Annotated in this window: 22 protein-coding genes; 5 read left to right on the top strand and 17 right to left on the bottom strand. The window is 71.8% G+C overall.

Features of this window, described 5'->3' with window-relative positions:
* Positions 1–210: 210 nt before the first annotated feature.
* The 12 genes from H7A73_RS12640 to H7A73_RS12585 form a co-directional block, all read right to left on the bottom strand.
* Positions 211–1,185 carry a hypothetical protein gene (locus H7A73_RS12640; RefSeq protein WP_182066274.1) on the bottom strand — a complete coding sequence of 325 codons (975 nt, stop codon included), beginning with the start codon at positions 1,183–1,185 and terminating at the stop codon, positions 211–213.
* A gap of 8 nt (positions 1,186–1,193) precedes the next feature.
* The gene (locus H7A73_RS12635) at positions 1,194–1,850 is read right to left on the bottom strand and encodes a response regulator transcription factor (protein ID WP_182066273.1); all 657 of its coding nucleotides are present in this window, start codon (positions 1,848–1,850) and stop codon (positions 1,194–1,196) included.
* Positions 1,847–3,121, bottom strand: a complete 1,275-nt coding sequence (locus tag H7A73_RS12630; RefSeq protein WP_182066272.1) for a sensor histidine kinase — start codon at positions 3,119–3,121, stop codon at positions 1,847–1,849. The genes H7A73_RS12635 and H7A73_RS12630 overlap by 4 nt, the downstream gene beginning before the upstream one ends.
* A gap of 84 nt (positions 3,122–3,205) precedes the next feature.
* A complete protein-coding gene (locus H7A73_RS12625; protein ID WP_182066271.1) occupies positions 3,206–4,126 on the bottom strand; it encodes a hypothetical protein in 921 nt (306 codons plus the stop codon).
* A gap of 62 nt (positions 4,127–4,188) precedes the next feature.
* Entirely contained in the window at positions 4,189–5,541 is a 1,353-nt protein-coding gene (gene manD / locus H7A73_RS12620) for a D-mannonate dehydratase ManD (RefSeq protein ID WP_259362876.1), read from the bottom strand.
* Positions 5,538–6,821 carry a mannitol dehydrogenase family protein gene (locus tag H7A73_RS12615; protein WP_182066270.1) on the bottom strand — a complete coding sequence of 428 codons (1,284 nt, stop codon included), beginning with the start codon at positions 6,819–6,821 and terminating at the stop codon, positions 5,538–5,540. The genes manD and H7A73_RS12615 overlap by 4 nt, the downstream gene beginning before the upstream one ends.
* Positions 6,818–7,705, bottom strand: coding sequence for a sugar phosphate isomerase/epimerase family protein (locus H7A73_RS12610; protein ID WP_182066269.1), 888 nt, complete (start codon positions 7,703–7,705; stop codon positions 6,818–6,820). Before H7A73_RS12610 ends, H7A73_RS12615 begins: the two co-directional genes overlap by 4 nt.
* Entirely contained in the window at positions 7,702–8,913 is a 1,212-nt protein-coding gene (locus tag H7A73_RS12605) for a Gfo/Idh/MocA family oxidoreductase (RefSeq protein WP_182066268.1), read from the bottom strand. The genes H7A73_RS12610 and H7A73_RS12605 overlap by 4 nt, the downstream gene beginning before the upstream one ends.
* Positions 8,910–9,749: a sugar phosphate isomerase/epimerase family protein gene (locus H7A73_RS12600; protein WP_182066267.1), complete on the bottom strand. Its 840-nt coding sequence runs from the start codon at positions 9,747–9,749 to the stop codon at positions 8,910–8,912. Before H7A73_RS12600 ends, H7A73_RS12605 begins: the two co-directional genes overlap by 4 nt.
* A 73-nt stretch (positions 9,750–9,822) precedes the next feature.
* Positions 9,823–10,782 carry a carbohydrate ABC transporter permease gene (locus tag H7A73_RS12595; RefSeq protein ID WP_206647628.1) on the bottom strand — a complete coding sequence of 320 codons (960 nt, stop codon included), beginning with the start codon at positions 10,780–10,782 and terminating at the stop codon, positions 9,823–9,825.
* A complete protein-coding gene (locus H7A73_RS12590; RefSeq protein WP_182066266.1) occupies positions 10,779–11,801 on the bottom strand; it encodes a carbohydrate ABC transporter permease in 1,023 nt (340 codons plus the stop codon). The genes H7A73_RS12595 and H7A73_RS12590 overlap by 4 nt, the downstream gene beginning before the upstream one ends.
* A complete protein-coding gene (locus tag H7A73_RS12585) occupies positions 11,801–13,156 on the bottom strand; it encodes an ABC transporter substrate-binding protein (protein ID WP_182066265.1) in 1,356 nt (451 codons plus the stop codon). The genes H7A73_RS12590 and H7A73_RS12585 overlap by 1 nt, the downstream gene beginning before the upstream one ends.
* A 120-nt stretch (positions 13,157–13,276) precedes the next feature.
* Here H7A73_RS12585 and H7A73_RS12580 point away from each other — a divergent pair, with 120 nt between their 5' ends.
* The 3 genes from H7A73_RS12580 to H7A73_RS12570 all read left to right on the top strand — a co-directional run bounded on the left by H7A73_RS12580 (position 13,277) and on the right by H7A73_RS12570 (position 16,602).
* Positions 13,277–14,374 carry a LacI family DNA-binding transcriptional regulator gene (locus tag H7A73_RS12580; protein WP_182066264.1) on the top strand — a complete coding sequence of 366 codons (1,098 nt, stop codon included), beginning with the start codon at positions 13,277–13,279 and terminating at the stop codon, positions 14,372–14,374.
* Positions 14,375–14,435: 61 nt separating this feature from the next.
* The gene (gene uxaC, locus H7A73_RS12575; protein ID WP_182066263.1) at positions 14,436–15,875 is read left to right on the top strand and encodes a glucuronate isomerase; all 1,440 of its coding nucleotides are present in this window, start codon (positions 14,436–14,438) and stop codon (positions 15,873–15,875) included.
* Between the two features lie 127 nt (positions 15,876–16,002).
* The gene (locus tag H7A73_RS12570) at positions 16,003–16,602 is read left to right on the top strand and encodes a class I SAM-dependent methyltransferase (protein ID WP_182066262.1); all 600 of its coding nucleotides are present in this window, start codon (positions 16,003–16,005) and stop codon (positions 16,600–16,602) included.
* Between the two features lie 30 nt (positions 16,603–16,632).
* On the opposite strand, the gene H7A73_RS12565 is transcribed toward H7A73_RS12570, so the two are convergent.
* The 3 genes from H7A73_RS12565 to H7A73_RS12555 form a co-directional block, all read right to left on the bottom strand.
* Positions 16,633–17,010, bottom strand: coding sequence for a type II toxin-antitoxin system death-on-curing family toxin (locus tag H7A73_RS12565; RefSeq protein ID WP_182066261.1), 378 nt, complete (start codon positions 17,008–17,010; stop codon positions 16,633–16,635).
* The gene (locus tag H7A73_RS12560) at positions 17,007–17,264 is read right to left on the bottom strand and encodes a ribbon-helix-helix protein, CopG family (protein WP_250892243.1); all 258 of its coding nucleotides are present in this window, start codon (positions 17,262–17,264) and stop codon (positions 17,007–17,009) included. The genes H7A73_RS12565 and H7A73_RS12560 overlap by 4 nt, the downstream gene beginning before the upstream one ends.
* A gap of 122 nt (positions 17,265–17,386) precedes the next feature.
* Complete coding sequence (locus tag H7A73_RS12555) at positions 17,387–17,920, bottom strand: gluconokinase (RefSeq protein WP_182066260.1); 534 nt, start codon at positions 17,918–17,920, stop codon at positions 17,387–17,389.
* Positions 17,921–18,032: 112 nt separating this feature from the next.
* Between H7A73_RS12555 and gndA the strand changes: the two genes are divergently transcribed.
* Positions 18,033–19,490: an NADP-dependent phosphogluconate dehydrogenase gene (gndA, locus tag H7A73_RS12550; RefSeq protein WP_182066259.1), complete on the top strand. Its 1,458-nt coding sequence runs from the start codon at positions 18,033–18,035 to the stop codon at positions 19,488–19,490.
* Between the two features lie 76 nt (positions 19,491–19,566).
* Here the strand turns inward: gndA and H7A73_RS12545 are convergent, their stop codons facing one another.
* On the bottom strand, positions 19,567–20,241 hold the full coding sequence (locus H7A73_RS12545) for a hypothetical protein (RefSeq protein ID WP_182066258.1): 675 nt from the start codon (positions 20,239–20,241) through the stop codon (positions 19,567–19,569).
* A 172-nt stretch (positions 20,242–20,413) separates the two neighbouring features.
* Between H7A73_RS12545 and H7A73_RS12540 the strand changes: the two genes are divergently transcribed.
* Entirely contained in the window at positions 20,414–22,048 is a 1,635-nt protein-coding gene (locus H7A73_RS12540) for a molybdopterin-dependent oxidoreductase (protein WP_182066257.1), read from the top strand.
* A 156-nt stretch (positions 22,049–22,204) separates the two neighbouring features.
* Here the strand turns inward: H7A73_RS12540 and H7A73_RS12535 are convergent, their stop codons facing one another.
* Positions 22,205–22,984, bottom strand: a complete 780-nt coding sequence (locus H7A73_RS12535; protein ID WP_310648860.1) for a putative protein N(5)-glutamine methyltransferase — start codon at positions 22,982–22,984, stop codon at positions 22,205–22,207.
* Positions 22,985–22,993: the final 9 nt, after the last annotated feature.

Here is a 22,993-nt window from a genome sequence, read left to right as displayed (position 1 = left end):
CGTCGATCACGGCCGCGCGTACGCAGCCCTCGCCGAAGTCAGGGACTGAGTCTAGCAGGACCGTCCGGGCGTGTCGCGCGCCACGGTCCGGACGCACACCAGTGACGGACGGGAGGCCCGTGGCGGTCCCGCCACGGGCCTCCCGTCCGTCGCCCCGCGCGGCGGGCGCGGGGGGCGCTCCCCCCAGGACCGCTCCCCGCGACTGCCGGGTCAGTCGACGTCTGCAGGCGCCGCCGGCGCGAGCCGCGCGATCGCCCTGTCGAGGCGGGCGTCGACCTGCAGCTGCCTCGTCGAGCCCTTCCGGAGCACGACCGCATCGGTCGCGGTGACGTGCAGCAGCCGCTCCCACTCCGCCGCGTACAGCGCGTTGCGGTAGCCGGAGGACCCCTGGCACGCGACGTCCCGTCCGGCGACGGCGATCTCGGCCTTCCCCGGATCGTCCGAGAACAGGACGACCTGGTCGCCGTCACGTGCGCTGACGTGCATCGAGGGGGTCGGCATGCCCTCCGGACCCTCAGGCAGGTCCGGCACACCGGACGGCGCCATGCAGGTACGCCACCCGGCCGCGGCTGTACGGACCCGGTCGTCCTGGCGCGCGTCCAGCGCCGCCAGGTACGTCAGGCGCTGGGCCAGTTCTGACGCCGCCTGCTCGGTGCCGCGCAGCATGGTACCGAGGGTCTTCCGGGCCGCGTTCCAGCAGCGGGCGGCCACGCCGTCCGGGAGCGCGGCGAAAGCCGCCTGACGGTCGGGGTCGTACCCCCACTTCCGCATGCCCTCCTGGTTCGCACCGGCGGTGGACGGCCCGTGGTAGCCGCGGGTCTCGGCGAGCGCCGCGGTCAAGGGCCGGGTGGTCGCGAGTGCGGGTGACGGGTTCGCCCGAGCGGCGGTGTCGCCAGCGTCGTCGTCGGCCTGCAGCCCAGCCCCGGTCGCCCAGGGAGCCGCGTCGTCGATGCCAGCCTTCCGCAGGCAGGGTTGTGCCACCAGGTTCTCCGCGTACGTGCTCTTCGACGAGGCCGGTGCGGCGAAGGCGTCGAGCGGCATCGTCCACGCCGTGCTGTCCTGTTCGACGGTGGGTGCGACCGCGACGTCGGCGCGATCGGGCAGCCCGTGGACCACGGCGCTGGCCAGTCCGGCGAGGACGACGACGAGGGAGCCGGTCTTCGCGATGCGGTCGGTGATCTGCATGGTTCCCCCTAGGCTCGGACGAGGCCGCGTTCGTGTGCGGTGATGACGACCTGGATCCGGTTCCGGAGTCCGAGCTTCATCAGGACGGCGCGGACGTGGGTCTTCACGGTGGCGTCGCTCAGGAAGACGGACTCGGCGATCTCGGCGTTGCTGAGCCCCTTCGCGACGAGCAGGAAGACCTCGCGCTCGCGGGCAGTCAACGCGTCGAGGACCTCTTCTCGCCGATCGGTCACGGCCGGGGTGCCCTGCGCGCGAAGCAGGTCGAGCGCCTCGGCTTCGGTCGGTGCCGGTCGGCCGGCGTGCACGTCGCGGATGGTCGCGGTCACGACATCGGGCAGGGCGTCCTTCGTCAGGAAGGCGGCGGCTCCGGCACGGAGTGCTGCGAGGACGGCGTCGTCGCGGCGGATGGTGGTGAGCGCGACGACCCGCGGGCGGTCGTGGGTCGAGTCGGCGAGACGCGTCAAGGTCTCGATGCCGTTCATGACCGGCATCCGCAGGTCGAGCAGCAGCACGTCGGGGTGCTCGGCGGCGCAGAGCTCGAGGGCGGCGGCACCGTCACCGGCGGTCCCGACGCAGGACATGTCGTCCTGGGCGTCGACGAGCATCTGCATCCCGGTGGCGAACAGTCGCTGGTCGTCGACGACTGCGACGCGGACGGCGGTCATCGGACGTGCTCCGGCAGGCCGGTCTTGGTCTCAGCCGTCGCTGCGGTCGGCAGCACACCGGCCGTCGCCGCGGTCGGCACCACCGCGGTCGTCGGGAACCACGCCGTGACCACCCACTCGTCCGGGGTGTCGCCGACACCGGCGCGCAGCCAGCCGCCAGCCAGTCGGGCGCGCTCCTGCATCCCGGCCACACCGGACCCCGTGCCGTCGAGCTCCACGAGGGGTTCGCTCCCGCGCGACGACACGACGACGCCGAGCCCCGGTCCGCGCCAGTCGAGCGCAACCCGCGCCGTCGCTGTCCGGCCCTGGTGCTTCAGCACGTTCGTCAGGCTCTCCTGCGCGATCCGGTGCACCGCGCTGGCGCCGCCCGCGGGCAACAGCCCGGCCCCGTGCTCCTCGAACGTCGCGGTCATACCGAGCTCCCGCATGTCCTCGACCAGGTCGGGGACGTCGCGCAGCCCGTGGTGATCGGCGTCGTCGCTCGCCTGGATGCGTTCCACCAGGGCGCGGACGTCGCCCAGTGCCGATCGGCTCACGTCGGCGATGTCCTGCAACGCTCGGGCGGCGTGGTCGTCCCGCACGGCGATGGCCGCGGCACCCTGGGCCTGGGAGACGACGACCGCCAGCGAGTGGGCGAGCGAATCGTGCACGTCACGGGCGATCCGCGCGCGGTCCTGCTCGGCCCGGAGCTCTGTCGTGGTCACCTCGGTGCGGCGCTGTGCCTCGACCACCCGGACCCGGGCGAGGCCGATCCGCCACGCGGCACCGATGGCCACGCCGACCGCCCAGGCGACACCGCTGACCCCCATGAACGCGAACGCGATCGTGACGAGGTCGGACCGGGTCCCGCCCGAGTGCCCCACCCAGCTGCTCCAGACATCCTGGTCGGCAGCGGTCGGGACCGCCATCGCCCAGGCGGCCGCCGCACTCGCGAGCAGGAGCACGGGGACGGCCAGGTAGCGGAGCAGGTCGGACCGGCCGGCGCCGACGACGCCGACGACGATCGCGATCGCCAGGTACTCCGGCCAGGTCGTGTCGGTCGGCCGGGTGAGCAGTCGGGCCGCCTGCAGGAGCGGGATGCCGACGACCAGTCCGAGCGCGGTCCCGGGCATCCACGCGGCGAGGCCGATGGCGACGGCGAAGGCCGACACCACGACGACGTGATCGGCGAGCTCCGCGCGTCCGGCTTCGGCGATGATCCAGAGCACGAGGTACACGGCGCCGGTGGCGGGGGCCAGCAGGTGCCGGTACCGGCGGAGGAGGGAGGTCATGACGCGAGCGTATGGGCCGCGCGAGACGGGGACCGAGCCGTGCGGCCGCTTTTCATCCGAGGTGATGAGGTCCGACCGGACGGCTCAGCGGCCGACCCTGCGGCGGTGCTCCTGCGCGGCGTGCAGGACGTCGCGGGCCCGGTCGCTCGCAGCCTCGGCCTCGTCGCGGGCTGCCTCGAGGCGGGTGATGTCGGCTTCGGCCTGCTCGAGGGCACGCTGGAGCTCCGCGCGGCGCTCCTCAGCCTGTTCGAGGTCAGCCTCGGCGGTGTCGAGTGCGGCGTCGGCGTCGCGGGACTCCGTGCGCGCAGCGGTCTCGGCCTGGCGCGCGGCCTTCCGGTCGGCGGCCGGGTCGCTGGCCGGTTCCGGTTCGGGCTCGGGTTCGGGTTCGGCGTCCGGTTCCGGGGCATCGCGCTGCGCGGCCCTGGAGGCACGGCTCGCCTGCCGCGCACCCCTCGCCTGGGAGATGGGGATGGGTGGGGCATCGCTGCCGGACCAGGCATCGGGGACCGCGTCCGGGTCCGCGAGTGCCCCGTCGAGGTCGACCGCGTCGAACCCCACGCTCTCGAGCGCCGTCACGAGCAGCCCCGACCGGACGGCCGCGCCGGCGTGCGGGTCCGCCATCGCCGCCTCGATCGTCGACCGGACCTGCTCGAGCACCGCCGGGGTCACGGGGTGTCCGGCGTCGGACGCCAGGTCCGCACCGGCCTGCGCGAGGGCGTCGACGACCTCGGTGCGCTGCCGACGGAGGGTCCGGATCGCGTCGGGGTCGGCGTCGGCCTGGGCCGTGCGGAGCGCCGGTCCGAGGTCGACGGCGTCGTCGAGCGCACCGTCGTGGGCGAGCAGGTCGATCACCCATGCGGCCGGGGCGGGCTTCCGGAGCTTCCCGATCGCCGTGGCGAGGGCACGGTCGTCCCTCCGCACCGCGCGTTGTCGGGCGGTGCGCTCGGCGACGAAGTCCTGCGGTGCGACGAGCAGCAGCTCCCTGGCGACGTCGGCGAACTCCACGCGACCACTGTGCCCGTTCAACACCAGGCCCGTTCAACACCGCGCCCGCCACGCGTCGAGGACTACCAGTCGTGGACGGTGCCGTCGGCCAGGCGGTTGAACGGCAGGTACGCCTGCTCGTAGGGGTACTTGCCGGCCTCGTCGACGTCGAGGCTGACCCCGAGGCCCGGCTCGTCGCCCGGGTGCAGGTAGCCGTCGGTGAACGTGAACGTCTGGTGGAACACCTGGTTGGTCTGCGGCCCGTGCTGCATGTACTCCTGGATGCCGAAGTTGTGGATCGCGAGCCCGAGGTGCATCTGCGCGGCGAGTCCCACCGGGGAGATGTCGGTCGGCCCGTGGAAGCCGGACCTGACCTGGTACAGCGCCGCGTACTCCATCGTCTTCTTGAGCGGAGTGACGCCGCCCATGTGCGTGACGGCTCCGCGGACGTAGTCGATGAGCTGGTCGCGGATGATGTCCTTGAAGTCCCAGATGGTGTTGAAGACCTCGCCGATCGCCAGCGGCGTCGTGGTGTGCTGCCGGACGAGCTTCAGGGCCTCCTGGTTCTCGGCGGGGGTGCAGTCCTCGAGCCAGAACAGGTCGTACGGCTCGAGCGACTTGCCGAGCTTGGCGGCCTGCAGCGGGGTCATCCGGTGGTGCCCGTCGTGCAGCAGCGGCAGTTCGGGACCGAACTCGTTGCGGACGGCCTCGAACACGGTGGGGACGTGGCGCAGGTAGGCGCGGGTGTCCCAGTCCTCCATCGCCGGGTGGGCACCGCGCTGCGCGGGCTCGAAGTCGTAGCGGACGCCGGCGTTGCCCTCGGTGGTCCTGTTCGACGCGATGCCGTAGATGGACTCGAGGCCGGGGACACCGGTCTGCACCCGGATCGAGCGGTAGCCCTCCTCCTGGTGTTCGCGGATGGAGTCGAACAGCTCGGGCAGCTCCTTGCCCGAGGCGTGGCCGTACGCCATGAGCCCGGTGCGCGACGCCCCGCCGAGCAGCTGGTAGAGCGGCATGCCGGCGACCTTCGCCTTGATGTCCCAGAGGGCCATGTCGACGGCGGCGATCGCGGCCATCGTGACCGGACCACGGCGCCAGTACGACGACCGGTACAGGAACTGCCAGGCGTCCTCGATGCGGCTGGCGTCACGGCCGACGAGCAGCGGGACGACGTGCTCGGACAGGTAGGCGGAGACCGCGAGCTCACGGCCGTTCAGGGTGGCGTCGCCGAGTCCGGTCACGCCGTCGGCCGTGGTGAGCTTGAGCGTCACGAAGTTCCGGTTCGGGCTGGTCACGATGACCTCGGCCCGCTCGATCAGCTGGCCGCGGTCCGCCGAGGCCCAGGTGTCCGGACGGCCAGCGGTGGTCTCGGCCGGCCCGCTGTCGGTGGCGCCGGGGACCGGGGCCGCAGGGTTGGTGGTGTTCGTGTCGGTCATGCGTGGACTCCTCCGTTGGAGCGTTCGCGGGCGCGTGCCGCGGCGGTGCGGATGCGGTCGGCCGCCGCCGTCACGGCGACGACCACGGGGGTGGCGTCGAGCTCGGGCGCGACGACGGCCAGGACGTCGTGCACGTCCGAGTCTGGCCCGGGGGCACCGGGGTCGTCCACCAGGTCGGGTTGCTGGGTGACGTGCAACCACCACGCGGCGAGGGCGGTGGCCGCTCCGGTGCCGATGCCGACCGAGGGGTCGCGGGCGAGCCGGTGGCGCACGACGTCGACGACACGGACGGGCAGCTTCTGCGAGCCGCCGGACGCGATCTGCCGCAGGGTGTGCCGGATGCGCGGGTTGGCGAACCGCTCGACCAGGGCCGCGCGGGCGTCGGTGACCTCGGCCTCGGGCAGCGGGAGCTCGAGTGCGGCTTCGTCCCAGAGCTGCTCGACGGCGGTGCGGCAGACCGGGTCCTCCATCGCCGAGGCCACGGTGTCGTGGCCGAGCTGCAGCCCCAGGTAGGCGAGGAGCGAGTGCGAGCCGTTCAGCAGCCAGAGCTTCCGCTGCTCGTACGGGGTGACGTCGTCGACGACGCGCGCCCCGGCGGTCTCCCACGCCGGGCGGTCGATCCCGTCGAAGGCGTCCTCGAGCACCCACTCCGCGAACGGCTCGGTGACGACGGGGACCCGGTCTCCGGCGAGCGCACCCGGCAGTTCCGACAGGTCCGCAAGGTCGGTGTCGGTGGTGGCCGGGGTGATCCGGTCGACCATCGAACTCGGGAACGCGACGTTCGCCTCGATCCAGTCGCGCAGGTCGTCGTCGGTGACGGCGTCGAGCACGGCACCGCGCAGGACCACCCCGTTGTGCGTCAGGTTGTCGAGACTGACCAGGGCGATGCGCCCGGAGCCGGCGGCACGGCGGGCGTCGAGCCCCGCGACCAACCGAGCGGGGACGTCGGAACCGGCCCGGTAGCCCTGCTCGGTGACCGTCAGCGTGACGATGGTCGTCGCCGGCGACGCGACCACGTGCCTCCAGGCCGCGACGTCGCTGCCCGGGTGGGCGGCCACGATCGTGTCGAGCACCTCGGCGTCGTCGCCGGACGCGGCTCGGATGACCAGCGTGTACCGGCAGTCCTGCGCGGCCAACGCGTCCGCTGCCGCGGGCGAGCGGCCGGTGAAGGCGGTGATGCCCCACGGCTCCCCCGTGATGTGGGCGGTGTACCAGGCGAGGTGGGCGCGCGCGAAGGCGCCCACCCCCAGGTGGACGATCCCCGGACGGCGATCGGTCATGCCGACACGGGGACGAGGGAGCGGAGGTAGGCGAGGTTGTCGGCGGTGCGGGTCTCGAGCGGGAGGTCGGTGGAGAAGTCCTCGATGGTGACCCACCCGTCGTACCCGACCTGGCGGAGCGCGTCGAGGTACTCGGACACCGACGCCTGGCCGGTGCGCAGGGGTGCCCACTCGTGCTGCCAGATCGAACTGCCGTCGGCCCGGGTGTCGCCGCTGTCGACCCAGCGGGCGTTCTTCACGTGGGCGTGTGCCAGGTACGGCCCGAGCAGTTCGAACGCGGCGAGGTGGTCCTCGTACCCCTCGATCACGAGGTTGCCGAGGTCGTGGATGACGCCGACGTGTGCGGGGTCGAGACCATCGATCAGCCGCAGCGCTGCGGAGGCCGACGGTGTGATCGTCATGTGGTGCAGCTCGACCAACACCTTGACGCCGAGTTCGGCCGCGCGGTCCGCCGCCCACTCGAGGTCGGTGCGGGTGCGGTCGAAGAGCTCGGGGTAGGTCTCGCCGGCGCGTTCCTTCTCGGCCCGGTAGTTCGGCATCGTGACGCGGACCTGCCGGGCACCCAGTTCGCTGGTCACGCGCAGCATCGTCTCGACGCCGTCGTGGTCGGCGGCCGGCTGGTAGCCGCCGATGCCCGAGTACTCGAGCCCGGCGGCGTCGGTGACCCGGGCGATCTCACCGACCCGGTCGCGGATGCCGGTGTACTGCCACGTCGAGTTGTTGCCCGCCCAGAACGACCGTTCGGCGGGGACCTCGGCGCCGTCGGCCGGGCGGTCGTCGACGATGCGCCACTCGATGCCGTCCCAGCCCTGTGCGGCCAGGGTCTCGGCGGCTTCGGACGGGGTCCAGTCGGGGGTCGAGGCGGTGAACACGGAGAACTTCATCGGGTGGCTCCTTCGGTCGTGGGGGCGGTTGCGGGTGTGCCGACGACCGGCACCACGTCGTCGTACGTCCCCTCGATCACGTCGTCGATGCGCACGGGTCGTCCGAGCGTCGCGCTGACGTAGAGCCCGCGGACGGTGGCGAGCGACACCAGGGCTGCGTCGACGGTGACACCCGGTTCGCGTCCGTGCCGGATCGCGTCGACGATGTCCGTGTACTGCCGAGCGTGCCCCGCGGCGAAGTGGTCGGGCTCAGCGGGGCCGCCGACGACGTGCTCGGGCGGGACGACGTCGTCCTTCTGGTCGACGGCTCCGGCGACCGCGGTGGCGTTCGACGTGGTCGCGGCGGACTCGAGCGTGGCGGTGTCCGGGGCGATGTGGAAGTACGCGAGCCGGTCGTCGTCGACGATGGCGGACCCGTGCGTGCCGTACACGGCGTAGCGCGCGGACAGCCCCGGGTACGCGGCGGTCGTGCAGTGGACGACGCCGAGCGCGCCGCCGGCGAACCGGACGGTGGCGACGGCGGTGTCCTCGACCTCGATGCGGTCGTGCGCGAGCAGCCCGGTCTGCGCCGAGATCTCGACCGGGCGACCGAGTGCCCAGACGAGCAGGTCGACGGTGTGGACGCCCTGGTTCATCACCGCCCCGCCGCCGTCGAGGGCCCAGGTGCCGCGCCAGTCACCGGAGTCGTAGTACCCCTGCGACCGGTACCACGCGACGCTCGCGAGCCCCGAGGTCACGGTGCCGAACCCGCCGTCGTGCGCGGCCCGGGCGACGGCTGCCGACGCCGGGTCGAAGCGGTGCTGGCTGATGACGCTCGTGACGAGCCCGCGGTCACGAGCGGCTGCGGCGAGCGCCGCGATCTGCCGTGCACGGGGCATCGTGGTGTCGAGCGGCTTCTCGATGACGACGTGCTTGCCGGCGGCCAGGGCGGCCTCGGCGAGCTGCACGTGCATGCCGGACGGCGAGCAGATCGCGACGACGTCGATGTCGGTCTGTTCGATCGCCTCCTCGATGGTGGACGTCGTGAGCGGGCGGGCGGCACCCAGCTCCTGGACCGCGTCCGCGGCGCTCGTGGCGGCTTCGGGCACGGCGTCGACGAGGGCGACGACCTGCAGGTCGGGGTGGCGGACGGCGACGGTGGCGTGGTGGCGTCCGATGACGCCGGTGCCGACGACGGCCAGGCGGAGCGGGTTGGTGGGGTCGGTCATCGCAGGGTGACTCCGATCTGGTCGGTGAGGGTGCGGAAGGCCCGTCCGGCACGACCGAAGGCCGCGGGGCCGGAGAACCCGCCGAGGGAGGTGAAGTCGCTGAGGTGCGGCTCGAGCGAGGCGTACCCGGAGTACCCGGCGTCGCGCAGCGCGCTGAGGGTCTGGAGCAGTTCGCCGTCGCCCTCGCCCGCGGGCACCACCGACGAGTCGGCGGCCAGTGCGTCCTTGACCTGCAGGTAGTCGACGTACGGGGCGAGCTGCGCCCACCCGTCGGTGAACGGCTTGACGCCGCACTGCACGTAGTTCGCGTTGTCCCAGGCCAGTCGGAGCGCCGGGGACCCGACGCTCTCGACGATGTCGAGCACCCGCGCGGGGACGTCGCCGTAGATGTCCTTCTCGTTCTCGTGCAGCAGGGTCACGCCCTCGCGTGCGGCGAGGTCGGCCAGGGCGCGCATCCGGACGAGGACGTCGTCGCGGACGTCCTCCGGCTGCCGGCCTTCGAAGTAGAACGAGAAGATCCGGATGTTCGTCGTGCCGAGGGCGTGCGCGGCACGGATCGCACGGGCGAGTCGGGACACTTCGTGCTCGACGGGTTCGTCGACGGGCACCTTGCCGATCGGCGAGGCGATCGCGGACACGGTCTGTCCGCGCTCCTCGAGCAGGCGGTGGAGTCCGGCGAGCTGGTCCTCGTCGAGGTCGACGACGTTCACGCCCCAGGCGCTGCGGACCTCGATGGCGCTCGCGCCGAGCGCCTGCAGGACCGCGACCTGGACGACGGGGTCGGCGTCGATCTCGTCGCCGAAGCCGGAGAGTTCCCAACTGGGCTGGTCGGTCATGGTGTCCTTTCGTTCGGACGGGAGCCGCGTGGCGGGGCCGCCACGGGCCTCCCGTCCGGTTCTGGGTTGCGGCCTACTTGACGGAGCCGGCGGTGAGCCCGCCGACCAGGTAGCGCTGGAAGATCAGGTACAGGGCGACGACGGGGACGGCGCAGACGATCGAGGCGGCCATCATCTGGCCGTAGATCGGGACGGCGCCGCCCTCTTGGGTGGTGCCGAGCACCTGCAGGACGACGGCGACCGTCCGGGTGTTCGGGGTCGTCATGATCGTGGAGAACAGGACGTCGTTCCAGCCGAGCAGGAAGGCGAAGATCGCGGACACGACGATGCCGGGCCACGACAGCGGGAGCACGATCTTCGTCAGGATCTTCGTCGAGCTGGCGCCGTCGATGCGGGCCGCTTCCTCGAGTTCCTTCGGCAGGCCGCGCAGGTACGTGACCATGACCCACGTGGAGAACGGCAGGGCGAAGGTCAGGTAGGTGACGAACAGGCCCCACCGGGTGCCGATGATCTGCACGCCGGTGGCGCTGGCGATGTTCGAGAACACCACGAAGACAGGCAGGAGCAGGAGCGTGCCGGGGATCGACTGCAGGGCGAGGAGCCCACGCAGGATGGTCAGCCGCCCGAGGAACCGGAACCGGACGAGCACGTAGGCCGTCGACACGGCGAGCGCGGCACTCGCGACGGCGACGGCACCGGCGGTGAGCATCGAGTTCACCAGTCCCTCGCCGAGGGCGACGGTGGACCAGATCTCCACGTAGTTCGACAGGGTGAACTCGGACGGGAAGTACTCGCCGCGGGCGACCGCGACGTCGGAGTTGACCGAGCCGAACAGGATGTAGAGCACCGGGACGGCGATGAAGGCGATGATCACCGCGATGACGGTGACGAGCAGCCAGCGCGGCAGCAGCCGGGTGACGTCGGTGTCGTAGGGGCGCTTGCTCCGTCGCCCGCCGCTGCCGGTCGTGATGCTCTCGGTGAGCGTCGCGGTGGGGCGGGTTCGGGTGCTGAAGGACGTGCTCGGGGTGGTCATGCGCGTGCTCCGTCGATGTCGGCGGCGGTCGGGGCGGCTGCGAGCGTGGCGCGGTCGGCGCGACGCTGCTTCCGGCTGGGCCCGGCGTCGTCACCGGTGTCGAGCTTGACGGCTCGCAGGTAGACGAACAGCGGGATCGCGACGATCACGAGCGAGCAGATCGCCATCGCTGCGGACAGACCGAAGCGGAACGACTGGAAGCTCGCGATGTACGTCAGGACGGGCATCACCTCGACGCTGGACGGCAGCGGGATGCCGAACAGCACGAACGGCAGCGTGAAGTTGTTGATGTTGTGCAGGATCGCGATGATCACGGCGAGGCTGAGGGGTCCGCGCAGGTACGGGAAGATGATGTAGCGGAGCTTCGCCCACCAGGTCACCCCGTCGAGCGCGGCGGCCTCGTGCACCTCGTTGTCCACGGCCTGCAGCCCGGCAAGGGACAGCAGGTAGACGAAGGGCCAGCTCGTCCAGATCATCACGCCGGCGAGCGCCCAGTACGACGCCGAGCCGTTCAGCCACAGCACGTCGGTGTGCAGGATCGAGTTCACGACGCCCTGCGGCTGGAGCATCGTGCGGAAGAAGGTGCCGACGACGAACGCGGGCAGCACGTAGGGGATCAGGTAGATCGACCGGACGAGGCCGCGCCCCGGGAACCGGTTCTGCGTGGAGATCGCCGCAGCGACCCCGATCGGCACGGTGACCGCGGTGACCAGCACCGACAGCGACACCGAGATCCAGATCGAGTGGAGCAGGGGCGAGTTCGTGAAGGCCTCGGTGAAGTTCGCGAACCCGACGAACGGGGCGCTGAACCACTGGCGGAGCGTGTACTGGTCGAGGTCGAGCATCGCGATCCAGAAGCCCACCAGGAGCGGCACCACGATGACGGCGAGCATGAGGACCCCGCCGGGGATGAGCATCCAGAGCGGACGCTCGCGCTTGTAGAGGGGCGTCCCGCCGACCGGGCGGACCGGCCGGGGCGGCGCCGCGTCGGTGCGGGGCCTGGTCTGCGTGCTGGTCATCACAGACCTCCGTTCTTCTGACGGTCGAGGGTGGCCTGGGCGTCCTGCTGGGCGTCCTGCAGTCGCTTGCGGAGCTGGTCGTCGGTGACCTCGCCGGACTTCAGCGACGGGATCGACTGCACGACGACGTCGACCAGGGCGAGCTGGATGTCGGACCAGGCGCCGGTGAACGCGGTCGGCTTGGACAGGCGGCCGGCGTCGATGATCGGTTTGAGCTGCGGGTTGTCGGCCGCCAGGTCGGCGGCAGCCGAGGCGTTCGTCGGCAGGTTGCCGAACAGGTCGTAGTACTCGAGCTGGGCCTTCGGGGCGCTGAGCTGCTTGACGAACGCGAACGACAGCTCCTGCTTGGTGCCGTAGTCGGCGACGACCCAGTTGTCGCCGGACAGGATGCTGGCGGCCTCGATGCCGTCGGACGGCCGCTCGGACGCCCCCGGCGGGACGGTGGGCAGCAGTGCGAACTCGTACTTGCCGTCGACCTTGGTGTCCTGGAACGAGTTGATGGCGGTGGTGGTCGTCATCGGGAAGAACGCCGCCTTGCCCTCGGTGAACTGCGCGAGGGCCTGGGCGTTGTTCCAGCCGATCGCGGCCGGGTCGACGACACCGTCCTTCGTCACCCAGTCGAAGTAGGTGCGGTAGGCGTTCTCGACGGCCTCGCTGTCGATCTCGGCCTTCGAGCCGTCGACGATCGTGTTGCCGGCGTTCTGGGCCATCCCCCAGACGAACTTCCAGGGGTCGAAGCCGTCGGCGTAGGCGATCGCCATGCCGTGGCGTCCGTCACCCGTGGTGGCCTTCGCGTCGGCGGTGAGCTCGTCCCACGTCGTGGGCATGTCGGTGATCCCCGCCTCGGCGAGCAGGTCCTTGTTCACCGCCATCACGAACGGACGGCTGGCGAACGGGATCCCGATCTGCTTCGACGGACTCGGACCGGAGATGCCGAACGACGCGGGGTCGAACTGGTCCTTGCCGCCGATCGCGTCCCACTCCTTCGTGCCCATCTCGACGAAGGCCCCGGTGGCGTACGCGGTCGGGGTGAAGGTGGTGCCGATCGCGTAGACGTCGGGGCCCTGCCCGGAGATGACACTCGTCTGGATCGCGGTCAACTCCTCCTGCGCGGACGAGTAGGTCTCCCACTGGATGTCGGCACCGGTCGTGCGCTCGAACTCGGCGGCGGTCTCCCGCTGCCACTGCTTGCGTTCCTCGGGGTAGGTGGTGTCCGCGCCCATCATCACGCGGAGGGTGTTCGGGTCGTCGCCGCTGCCGTTCACCACGGCACATCCCTGCAGGGACAGTGCGGCGAGGGCGACCACGGCGACGGCACCGACGAGGGTGCGGACTTGCAGTCTTCGCGTCTTCACGGGGGTTTCCTCCTCGAGACCTCCTCCGAGCGGCGCTGCTCGGTGGCACCACTGTTCCGCCGTTGGCAACATGCGGCAACCGGTTGCCACTTGTTGCCAAACGCGAATACGTTCGGCCTCGTGAAGGACCTCTCGACGGACGGCGGCGGGCGCACGGGCGGCGCCACGGGCGGTGCCACGGGCGCTGCGCGTCGCGTCACCATCCGCGACATCGCCGACGCCACCGGGGTCGCTGCGTCCACCGTCTCCCGCGCCCTGTCCCTGCCCGACCGGGTCAACGCCGTCACCCAGGAGCGCATCCAGCGGGCGGCCCGCGAGCTCGGCTACGTCGCCAACTCACAGGCCCGGGCACTGACCTCGGGCCGTACCCGCGCCGTCGCGGTGCTCGTGTCCGACATCACGAACCCGTTCTACTTCGACGTCATCCGCGGCACCCAGCACCAGCTCGCCGGGGCCGGTTGGACGCAGCTGCTCGTCGACACCGAGGAGTCCGCCGACGCCGAGATGGCCGCGCTCACCGCCGTGGGGGCGAAGGCCGACGGGGTCGTGCTCACGGCCTCACGACTGTCGGACGCGCAGATCGCGCGGTTCGCCGAGCGGATCCCCCTCGTCGTGGTGAACCGTCGGCCCACCGGCGTGCCGTCGGTGCTCATCGACACCCCCGGCGGAGTGGAGCAGGCGGTGCAGCACCTGGTGTCGCTCGGACACCGGGAGATCCTGTACGTCGCCGGGCCGGACAGCTCGTGGTCGAACGAGCGTCGGTGGCGCGCGCTCGTGCAGGTCGCCAAGCGCCTGGGGATCCGCGTCGCCCGGGTCGGACCGCACGCCCCCTTCGTCGACTCCGGCGCCGCGGCCGCCGACGCCGCCGTGCACGCCGGTGCGACCGCGTGCATCGCCTTCAACGACCTGATCGCCATCGGGATGCTCGCCCGGCTGCGGGAGCGCGGGGTCCGCGTCCCCGAGGACATGAGCATCGTCGGTTGCGACGACATCTTCGGTGCCGACTTCTGCAACCCGCCGCTCACCACGATGACCTCGCCGATCGAACGGGCCGGCCGGGTGGCGATCCGGATGCTGCTCGGACGGCTCGGTGCCCTGCCCGCCGACGAACTGCCCGGGGAGCACATGTCCGGCGCCGTCGCCCTGCCCACCCACCTGACCGTGCGGGAGTCGACCGGGCCGGCGGCCCGCGCCGGCGCCGGCACCGGCACCGGCTGATCCCGAACGAGCAGCCCCCGCTCTCGCAGACCCGAACTCGCCGCCCCCGAAGGAGTCGATGATGACCCGCACCAGCACCCCCACCCGGCTCGCACCGCACCCCGACCGGCTGCTCCCCGCCGACCCCGGAGCGCGAGCCGTGGCACGCACCGTGTACGAGGCGGTCAAGGACGCCCCGATCATCTCGCCGCACGGGCACGTCGACGCGGCGCTGATCGCCTCGGACCAGCCGTTCAGCGACCCCGCGTCGCTGCTCATCACGCCCGACCACTACGTGCTCCGCCTGCTGCACGCGAACGGGGTGGACCTGGCCGCGCTGGGACGCGCGGACCTGTCGGGAACCACCCCCGTTCCTCCAGGCCGCGCCGTCTGGCGGCAGCTGGCGGAGCACTGGGACGACTTCCTCGGAACCCCCGTGCGCTACTGGTTCGAGACGGAGCTGCACGACGTGTTCGGGCTCGACCAGGCGCCGTCAGCTGCGAACGCGGACGACCAGTACGACCACATCGCCGGCCTGCTGGCCTCCCCCGCCTTCCGGCCACGCGCGCTCTTCGACGCCTTCGGCATCGAGGTCCTCGCCACCACGGACGGCCCGGCGGACGACCTCGCTGCGCACGCGCAGCTCGCGGCGGACCCCGGCTTCACCGGCCGCGTGCTCCCCACCTTCCGCGCGGACGCCGTGTTCGACCCGACGCGGTCGGACTGGAGGCCCGTGGTCGCGTCGATCGGCGAGGCGGCCGGCATCGACACGGGCACCCACGCAGGGCTGTTGGCGGCGCTCCGCGCACGTCGCCACCACTTCATCGAGCACGGCGCGACCGCCACGGACACCGGGGTGCTCGACGCGGGCTCCGCTCCCCTGCCCTCGAACGAGCGGGAACGCATCCACGCGGCGGCGCTGCGCGACGCGTCGTCGGTCACCGAGGCCGAGGCGGCGGCGTACCGGCACGACATGCTCTACCGCTGGGCGGAGATGAGTGTCGAGGACGGCCTCGTCATGCAGCTGCACCCCGGGGTGATCCGGAACCACCACACCCCGACGCTCGAGCGCTTCGGGCCGGACACCGGGCACGACCTGCCGGCCGTCGGGTCCTTCACCGAGCCGCTCCGGCCGCTGCTCGAGTCCTTCGGCACCGCTCCGGGCTTCCACCTCGTGCTGTTCACCGTCGACGAGACCGTCTTCTCCCGCGAGATCGGGCCGCTCGCGGGCTTCTACCCCGCCGTGTACGCGGGCGCGCCGTGGTGGTTCATCGACACCCCGGCGGCCATCGGGCGCTACCGGGCGGCCGTCACCGACTCGGCGTCGTTCACCAAGACCTCCGGGTTCATCGACGACACCCGCGCGTACTGCTCCATCCCCGCGCGGCACGACATGGCGCGGCGGGCGGACGCGGCGTACCTGGCGTCGCTCGTGGTCACGCACCAGGTCTCCGAGGAGGACGCCGTCCGCACCGCCCGGCGCATCGTGTCCGACATCCCGCGGGCGACGTTCAAGCTCTGACGCTGGCGGGCGCGGCGCTACCCCGTGGTGCGAGGTTCCGTGCCTGGTGCGAGGGTTGCCGGGTCGCACGGAACACGGAACCTCGCACGGTTCGGCGCTGCGGCGGTACGGCGGTACGGTCGGGCGCATGACGGAGCGGGTGACGGCGGCGTACAGCGCTCGAGCCGACGAGTACGCGGCGCTGCTCGGGTCGATGGACGCCGTCCATCCCGACGACCGAGCCCTCGTCGAGGCCTGGGCAGCCGGTCGCAGCGGTCCCCTGGTCGACGCCGGGTGCGGCCCCGGTCACTGGACGGCGTACCTCGCACGGCAGGGGCACCGTGTCAGCGGCATCGACGCGGTGCCGGAGTTCGTCGAGCACGCACGACGGACGCACGGCGCCTCGGTCGACTTCCGGGTCGGATCGCTCGACGCGCTCCCGCTCGCGGACGGCAGCGTCGACGGGGTCCTGGCCTGGTACTCGGTGATCCACCACGAACCGTCGCAGATCGGTGGGGCACTCGCCGAGTTCCGTCGGGTGCTCACCCCCGGCGGTGGGCTGCTGCTCGGGTTCTTCGAGGGCGCCGCGGTCGAGGCCTTCGACCACGCGGTCGTCACCGCCTACCGCTGGCCGGTCGCGTCCCTGGTGGCGCTGCTGGGCAAAGCGGGCTTCGACGTGGTGGACGTCCACACCCGCACGGACCCGGGGCACCGGCCGCACGGGGCGATCAGTGCGGTGCGCCGCTGATCGCTGACCGTTCCCCGTCCAAGCGGCCGTTCAGGCGTCCGAGACCATCGAGCTCAGAGCCGCAGCGATCTCCGGTACGGCATCGAGTTCCCCTTCGGCGATCGCGATGATGAAGTCGTACGCCTGATCGTTCGAGGCGTGGAGCCGGACCCCGTTCACGCCGAGGAAGACCACGAGCAGCATCAGCCCGAGGCGCTTGTTGCCGTCGACCAGGGCATGGTTCCGGACAGCGGAGTGGACGAGCGCCGCCGCCTTCTCGACCAGCGTCGGGTAGGCATCGTTCCCACCCACCGACGCGGCGGGTCGCGCGACCGCCGCCTCGAGCAGTCCGACGTCGCGGATCGCGTAGTCAGCCCCCAGGGTCCGACGAGCGACGTGCAACGCCTCGTCGGTCGTGAGGTGGATCACTTGCCGAGTCGTTCGAGCGCCTCTGCGTAGCGCGGGAGTTCTCGGTCGAGGACGCCGTCGATCAGATCGCTGCGGCTGTGCTGCTCGACGTACTCGCGGATGGCGGCGCGGGCGACTTCCTGCATCGAGCGCTCCTCTAGGTCAGCACGCTTGCGCAACGCCGCTGCCTCGGCATCGTCGAGTCGGAGGGTCATGGCCATGGGGTCGATGGTACCAAGGGTGGTATCTGAACGGGCTGCAGTGATCGTGGTCATGGAACGACGGTACGAGCGTCCGCCTCGAAGTAGACGGGACCGGGGATCGGTTGGGGATGGCGACGGCCGTGCTGCGCCCTGTGGAGGAACCGCCAGGATCCGTTGCAAGTCGTCGACGCTCGTCAGTCGGCCGCGAGCGCGGCGAGGATCTTCCGCACGGTGTCGTCGACCGATCCGTCGATCGGCACCGCGACGGCGGCTTCGTCGGGCTGCGGCCGCTCGAGGGTCGCGAACTGCGAGTCGAGCAGCGTCGTCGGCATGTACTCGTGCTGGCGGTGGGACTGCCGTTCGGCGATCAGGTCGCGCGACCCGTCGAGGAAGGCGATGACGAGACCCGGCACGGACTCGCGCAGACGGTCCCGGTAGGCGCGCTTGAGCGCCGAGTTCGCCATCACGCACCGGGAGCCCTCCGATTCGACCGCCTCGATCCGCTGGGCGCAGGCGTCGAGCCACGGCCAGCGGTCATCGTCGGTGAGCGGGATGCCCTGCCGCATCTTCTCCTTGTTGGCGACCGGGTGCAGGTCGTCGGCGTCGACGAAGACGCACGGTTCGCCCTGCGCGACCAGGGCGTCGGTGAACGCCTGGCCGATGGTGGACTTGCCGGAGCCGGAGACGCCCATCACGAGGACGGGCGGGTGGACAGCGAGCTCGCTCATCCCTCCACAGTATTGATTCGCTGCACTCTGATCCCCAGTTCCCGCAACACCTGTGCGATCCCAGACCACCGGTCGTAGGTTGGGCGCCAACGTCAGGACAAAGGAGGCCCTCGTGGCAGACAACAACGGTCAGGCGAACATCGGAGTCGTCGGACTCGCAGTGATGGGCTCGAACCTCGCCCGCAACCTCGCATCGCGCGAAGGCAACACGGTGGCGGTCTACAACCGCACGTACGCCCGCACCGAGGAGCTGCTCCAGGAGCACGGCGACGCCGGGTTCATCGCGTCCGAGGACATCGACGGGTTCGTCGCCTCGCTGTCGAAGCCCCGGACCGCCATCATCATGGTGCAGGCCGGCAAGGGCACCGACGCCGTGATCGGCCAGCTCGCCGAACGGTTCGAACCGGGCGACATCATCGTCGACGGCGGCAACGCGAACTTCCACGACACCATCCGACGTGAGCACGACCTGCGCGAGCAGGGGCTGAACTTCGTCGGCACCGGCATCTCCGGTGGTGAAGAGGGCGCGCTCAAGGGCCCGTCGATCATGCCCGGTGGCTCGAAGGAGGCCTGGGAGACGCTCGGGCCGATCCTCAAGTCGATCGCCGCGGTGGCCGAAGGCGAACCGTGCGTGACCCACATCGGCACCGACGGCGCCGGGCACTTCGTCAAGATGGTGCACAACGGCATCGAGTACGCCGACATGCAGCTCATCGCCGAGTCGTACGACCTGCTCCGTCGCGTCGGCGGGCTCTCGGTGGAGGACCTGGTGCGGGTCTTCGACGAGTGGAACAAGGGCGACCTCGAGTCCTACCTGATCGAGATCACCGGCGAGGTCCTCAAGCAGCGTGACGCCGACACCGGCAAGCCGCTCGTCGACGTCATCCGTGACGCGGCCGGCTCGAAGGGCACCGGCGTCTGGACCGTGCAGAACGCCGTGGGCCTCGGCATCCCCGTCTCGGGCATCGGCGAAGCCGTGTTCGCCCGCGCCGTCTCGTCGAAGCCGACGCAGCGTGCCGCCGTGCAGCAGTCGATCAAGAACCGTCCGCAGATCGCGGAGGTGCCGGACACCTTCGCCGACGACGTCCGTGCGGCGCTGTACGCCTCGAAGGTCGTCGCGTACGCGCAGGGGTTCGACCTCATCATCGCCGGGGCGAAGGAGTACGGCTGGGACATCGACCTCGGCAACGTCGCGAAGATCTGGCGGGGCGGCTGCATCATCCGCGCCCAGTTCCTGAACCGCATCGTCGACGCGTACGCCGAGAACCCGAAGCTCGAGTCGCTGCTGGTCGACCCGTACTTCGCGAACGCGGTCGCCGAGGGCGAAGCCGCCTGGCGCCGCATCGTCGGCATCGCGGCCGCGTCGGGCGTCCCCGCGCCGGGCTTCTCGTCCGCGCTGTCGTACTTCGACTCGCTCGCGTCCGACCGTCTGCCCGCGTCGCTGATCCAGGGCCAGCGCGACTTCTTCGGCGCGCACACCTACCAGCGCATCGACAAGGACGGCACCTTCCACACGCTGTGGTCCGACGACGACCGCCGCGAGGTCGAGCAGGAGCCGTCCACGCACTGACGGCCGCACCCGCTGCCATGGCGGTCGGTGCGGGCTCTCGAGGAGGGCCTCGCTGACCGCGGGGCCCTCCGTCGCGTCAGGCGACGATGCGTTCCCGTGCCAGGTCGGCGACGAGCCGGTCCAGCCGCGGACCGCGCCCGAGCAGCCGACGCGAACCAGGGGCCGTCCGGACGAAGAAGGTCGCCACGGCGGGGGTGTCGTCCGGCCGCACGTGGTGGATCGCCACCGCACACGCGCGGCGAGCACCACCGGAACGGCCAGGTCGCCCCGGGCCGTCCGAGCCGTCGACGCCGTCCGCCACGTCTTCGAGCCCGACGTGCACGACGCGACTCCACCGGATCACGAGCAGCCGGGTCGCCCGCCGTTCGTCGAGTTCCCACAGGGAGGCCTCGGTGGCGCCGAAGGCCCAGGTCACGCGCGAACCGAGGTGGGTGTCCGGACGGACTTCGTCGACGACGCCTCGGAGTTCCGGTGTCGGCGCCGCCGGCACGAGCCACACCGTCGGGTCGATCCGCCGGATGGCGAGCGCGAGCGCCTCGTCCGCCTGCCGCCGCCGTGCCCTCGCGGTCCGCACGACAGCGACCACGATGACCACGACGCCGAGGGCGATCGCGCCGAACTCGACGATGCCGTACCAGGAGAGGTCGACACCCGGCGCCGTCGAGACGACGACGATCCGGGTGATCAGGAGGGCCAGCCAGACGGCGACGATGACCCAGCGCAGGGTGGCGAGTCGACGCGCCGGAGACATCGGTGTCCGCCGTGCACCGCGGGCGCGACCGGACCGCGGGACACCATCCGGACGCTGCAGCACGGTCCGATCCTCCCACGAGCCGCGCGCCACCTGCTGGCCGATCCCGATGAACGCGCGGGGAAGCACGCACACACAGCCCACGAGCGGCCGGGCGACCTACGCTCGGGCGGTGACCACCGAGACGACGGACGAACCGATCGGTCGATCGACGGCGGGTCCGTCGGACGGCCCGAACAGGCCCGACGGCCCTGTGGCCCGACGCTGGACGCTGATCGCCGCGATCGTCGGCGTCCTGGCCGTCGCCGCGTTCCTCGGTGTCGCCGAGTTCGGGGCGCTGCTGCTCGGCGGAGCGGGCAGCCCCCTGGTCGCCGTCGGGTCCGCCGTCATCGACCTCGCTCCCCCGGGTGCCAAGGACTTCATGGTCGCCGTGTTCGGCACCGGGGACAAGGTCGCCCTCTTCGTGCTCATGACGATGATCGTCATCGCGATCAGTGCCGGTGCCGGGGTCCTCGAACGTGTGCGGCCACCCTTCGGCGCCCTCGTGTTCGCCGCCGGGGGTGTGCTGGCGCTGCTCGCCGTCAGCACCCGCTCGGGCAGCGGGACGCTCGACGGCGCCCCGACGGTCCTCGGCATCGCGGCGGCCGTGGTCGTCCTGCGCCTGCTGCTCCAGCGGCTGCGCCGATGGGAGGCCGCGGCGACCGTGCCGACGGCGGCACCGCGACCCGCCTCGGCGGAGCGCCGCACGTTCCTGGTCTGGGGGGTCGCGACGGCGACCCTCGCGATCGTGGTGGGCACCGCCTCCCGGCTGGGGTCGTCCGCGATGCAGGCGGCCGCTGCTGCCAGGCGGGCCGTCCGGCTGCCAGCCGCGGCGACCGCTGCACCGGCGGTCCCCGCAGGCGCGTCGCTCGACGTCGACGGCATCACCCCCTACATCACACCGAACGCCGACTTCTACCGGATCGACACGGCCCTGCGCGTCCCGCAGGTCGATCCGGCCGACTGGTCGCTCCGCATCCACGGCGCGGTCGAGAACGAGATCACGCTGACGTGGAACGAGCTGCTCGCGCTGCCCCTCGAGGAGCACGTGGCGACCCTGAGCTGCGTGTCGAACGAGGTGGGTGGTGACCTCATCGGCACGGCCCGCTGGCTGGGCTACCCGATCCGGGAGCTCCTCGCCCGGGCACGTCCGACGGCCGACGCCGACATGGTGCTCTCACGGAGCATCGACGGGTTCTCCGCCGGCACCCCGCTCGACGTGCTGCAGGACGACGGCACCGCGGCGCTGCTCGCGGTCGGGATGAACGGCGAGCCCCTGCCGACCGAGCACGGGTTCCCGGTACGCATGATCGTGCCGGGCCTGTTCGGGTACGTCTCGGCCACGAAGTGGGTCACCGAGCTCGAGGTCACCCGGTTCGCCGACGCGCAGGGCTACTGGACACCGCGCGGCTGGTCGGAACGTGGCCCGGTCAAGCTCGAGTCCCGCATCGACACACCCCGGAACGGTTCGACCGTGACCGCGGGCACGCCGGTTGCGATCGCGGGGGTCGCGTGGCAGCCGCACAAAGGTGTGAAGGCCGTCGAGGTCCGCGTCGGAGGCGGCGACTGGCAGCGCGCCGAACTCGCCGACTCGGTCTCCGCGGACACCTGGCGGCAGTGGGTGGTGCGGTGGACGCCGACCGCCGGCTCGCACCGCATCGAGGTGCGTGCGACCAGTGCGGACGGCGAGGTGCAGACGAGCGTGGACCGGCCGCCGGCGCCGAACGGTGCGACGGGCTGGCACACGGTGACGGTCGACGCGCGCTGACCGTCCGGGAGCGGGTCGGCGACACGCCCGCTGCCTGCCGTCGAGGTCGCAGAACGTGTCGGCTCGCAGACGCGCGAGCGACACTTCGTGCCGCCTCGGCGAATCTGAGCGGCATGTCGTGACGGCTCGGCACCGGACCAGGCGGGCAGAGCGGGGTCAGACGGGAAGGGTCGCGACGACGCAGGTGCCGTCGACCTCGGCGTCCCGCTCGACCACGGTGGAGAAGCCCGCGGCCGTGAAGGCAGCGGCGGACGTCTCGGCCTGGGCCTCGGACACCTCGATGACGACGGCACCACCGGGGCGGAGCCACTCCCCCGCACCCGCGGCGATCCGCCGGTGCAGGTCGAGGCCGTCCGCACCACCGTCGAGGGCGACGCGGTGTTCGTGCTCGCGGGCCTCTGCCGGCATGAGCTCGATCGAGGCCGTCGGCACGTACGGGGCGTTCACCGCGATGACCGCCACGGCGCCGCGGAACCGATCGGGCAACGGCGCGAACAGGTCACCCGCGACGACGATGCCGCGGTCGCCGATGTTCTCGGCCGCGACGTCGACGGCGTCCGGGTCGATGTCCGTGGCGACGAGGTCGAGCGCGCCGACCCGACCGAACAGGGCCACCGAGATCGCACCGGCGCCGCAGCACAGGTCGACCACGCGGTCGTAGCGCTGCAGCCGACGCGCAGCTTGCTCGACGACGACCGTGGTGCGAGCTCGCGGCACGAAGACCCCGGGGGTCACCCGGATGCGGTGCCCGTCGAAGGCAGCCCAGCCGAGTACGTACTCGAGCGGATCTCCGGCCAGCCGACGCTGCACGAGGGTGCGGAGTCGCACCGGCTCGCCGTCACCGGCCTCGAGCAGCAGGTCGGCTTCGTCCTCGGCGAAGACGCTCCCCGCGGCCCGGAGCCGGGCCGCGAGGGCGTCACGCGCGGGGTGGGTCACCACGGGCGA

The sequence above is a fragment of the Curtobacterium sp. ME12 genome (assembly GCF_903970855.1).
Lineage (GTDB): Bacteria > Actinomycetota > Actinomycetes > Actinomycetales > Microbacteriaceae > Curtobacterium > Curtobacterium poinsettiae_A.
Note: the sequence above shows the minus strand (reverse complement) of the source record. Positions and strands in the feature narration are given on the sequence as shown.

Coding starts and splice junctions, on each gene's coding strand:
- H7A73_RS12640 (WP_182066274.1), bottom strand. CDS start 1,185: ATGCAGATCACCGACCGCATCGCGAAGACCGGCTCCCTCGTCGTCGTC.
- H7A73_RS12635 (WP_182066273.1), bottom strand. CDS start 1,850: ATGACCGCCGTCCGCGTCGCAGTCGTCGACGACCAGCGACTGTTCGCC.
- H7A73_RS12630 (WP_182066272.1), bottom strand. CDS start 3,121: ATGACCTCCCTCCTCCGCCGGTACCGGCACCTGCTGGCCCCCGCCACC.
- manD (WP_259362876.1), bottom strand. CDS start 5,541: ATGACCGACACGAACACCACCAACCCTGCGGCCCCGGTCCCCGGCGCC.
- H7A73_RS12615 (WP_182066270.1), bottom strand. CDS start 6,821: ATGACCGATCGCCGTCCGGGGATCGTCCACCTGGGGGTGGGCGCCTTC.
- H7A73_RS12610 (WP_182066269.1), bottom strand. CDS start 7,705: ATGAAGTTCTCCGTGTTCACCGCCTCGACCCCCGACTGGACCCCGTCC.
- H7A73_RS12605 (WP_182066268.1), bottom strand. CDS start 8,913: ATGACCGACCCCACCAACCCGCTCCGCCTGGCCGTCGTCGGCACCGGC.
- H7A73_RS12600 (WP_182066267.1), bottom strand. CDS start 9,749: ATGACCGACCAGCCCAGTTGGGAACTCTCCGGCTTCGGCGACGAGATC.
- H7A73_RS12595 (WP_206647628.1), bottom strand. CDS start 10,782: ATGACCACCCCGAGCACGTCCTTCAGCACCCGAACCCGCCCCACCGCG.
- H7A73_RS12590 (WP_182066266.1), bottom strand. CDS start 11,801: ATGACCAGCACGCAGACCAGGCCCCGCACCGACGCGGCGCCGCCCCGG.
- uxaC (WP_182066263.1), top strand. CDS start 14,436: ATGACCCGCACCAGCACCCCCACCCGGCTCGCACCGCACCCCGACCGG.
- H7A73_RS12570 (WP_182066262.1), top strand. CDS start 16,003: ATGACGGAGCGGGTGACGGCGGCGTACAGCGCTCGAGCCGACGAGTAC.
- H7A73_RS12560 (WP_250892243.1), bottom strand. CDS start 17,264: ATGACCACGATCACTGCAGCCCGTTCAGATACCACCCTTGGTACCATC.
- H7A73_RS12555 (WP_182066260.1), bottom strand. CDS start 17,920: ATGAGCGAGCTCGCTGTCCACCCGCCCGTCCTCGTGATGGGCGTCTCC.
- H7A73_RS12545 (WP_182066258.1), bottom strand. CDS start 20,241: ATGTCTCCGGCGCGTCGACTCGCCACCCTGCGCTGGGTCATCGTCGCC.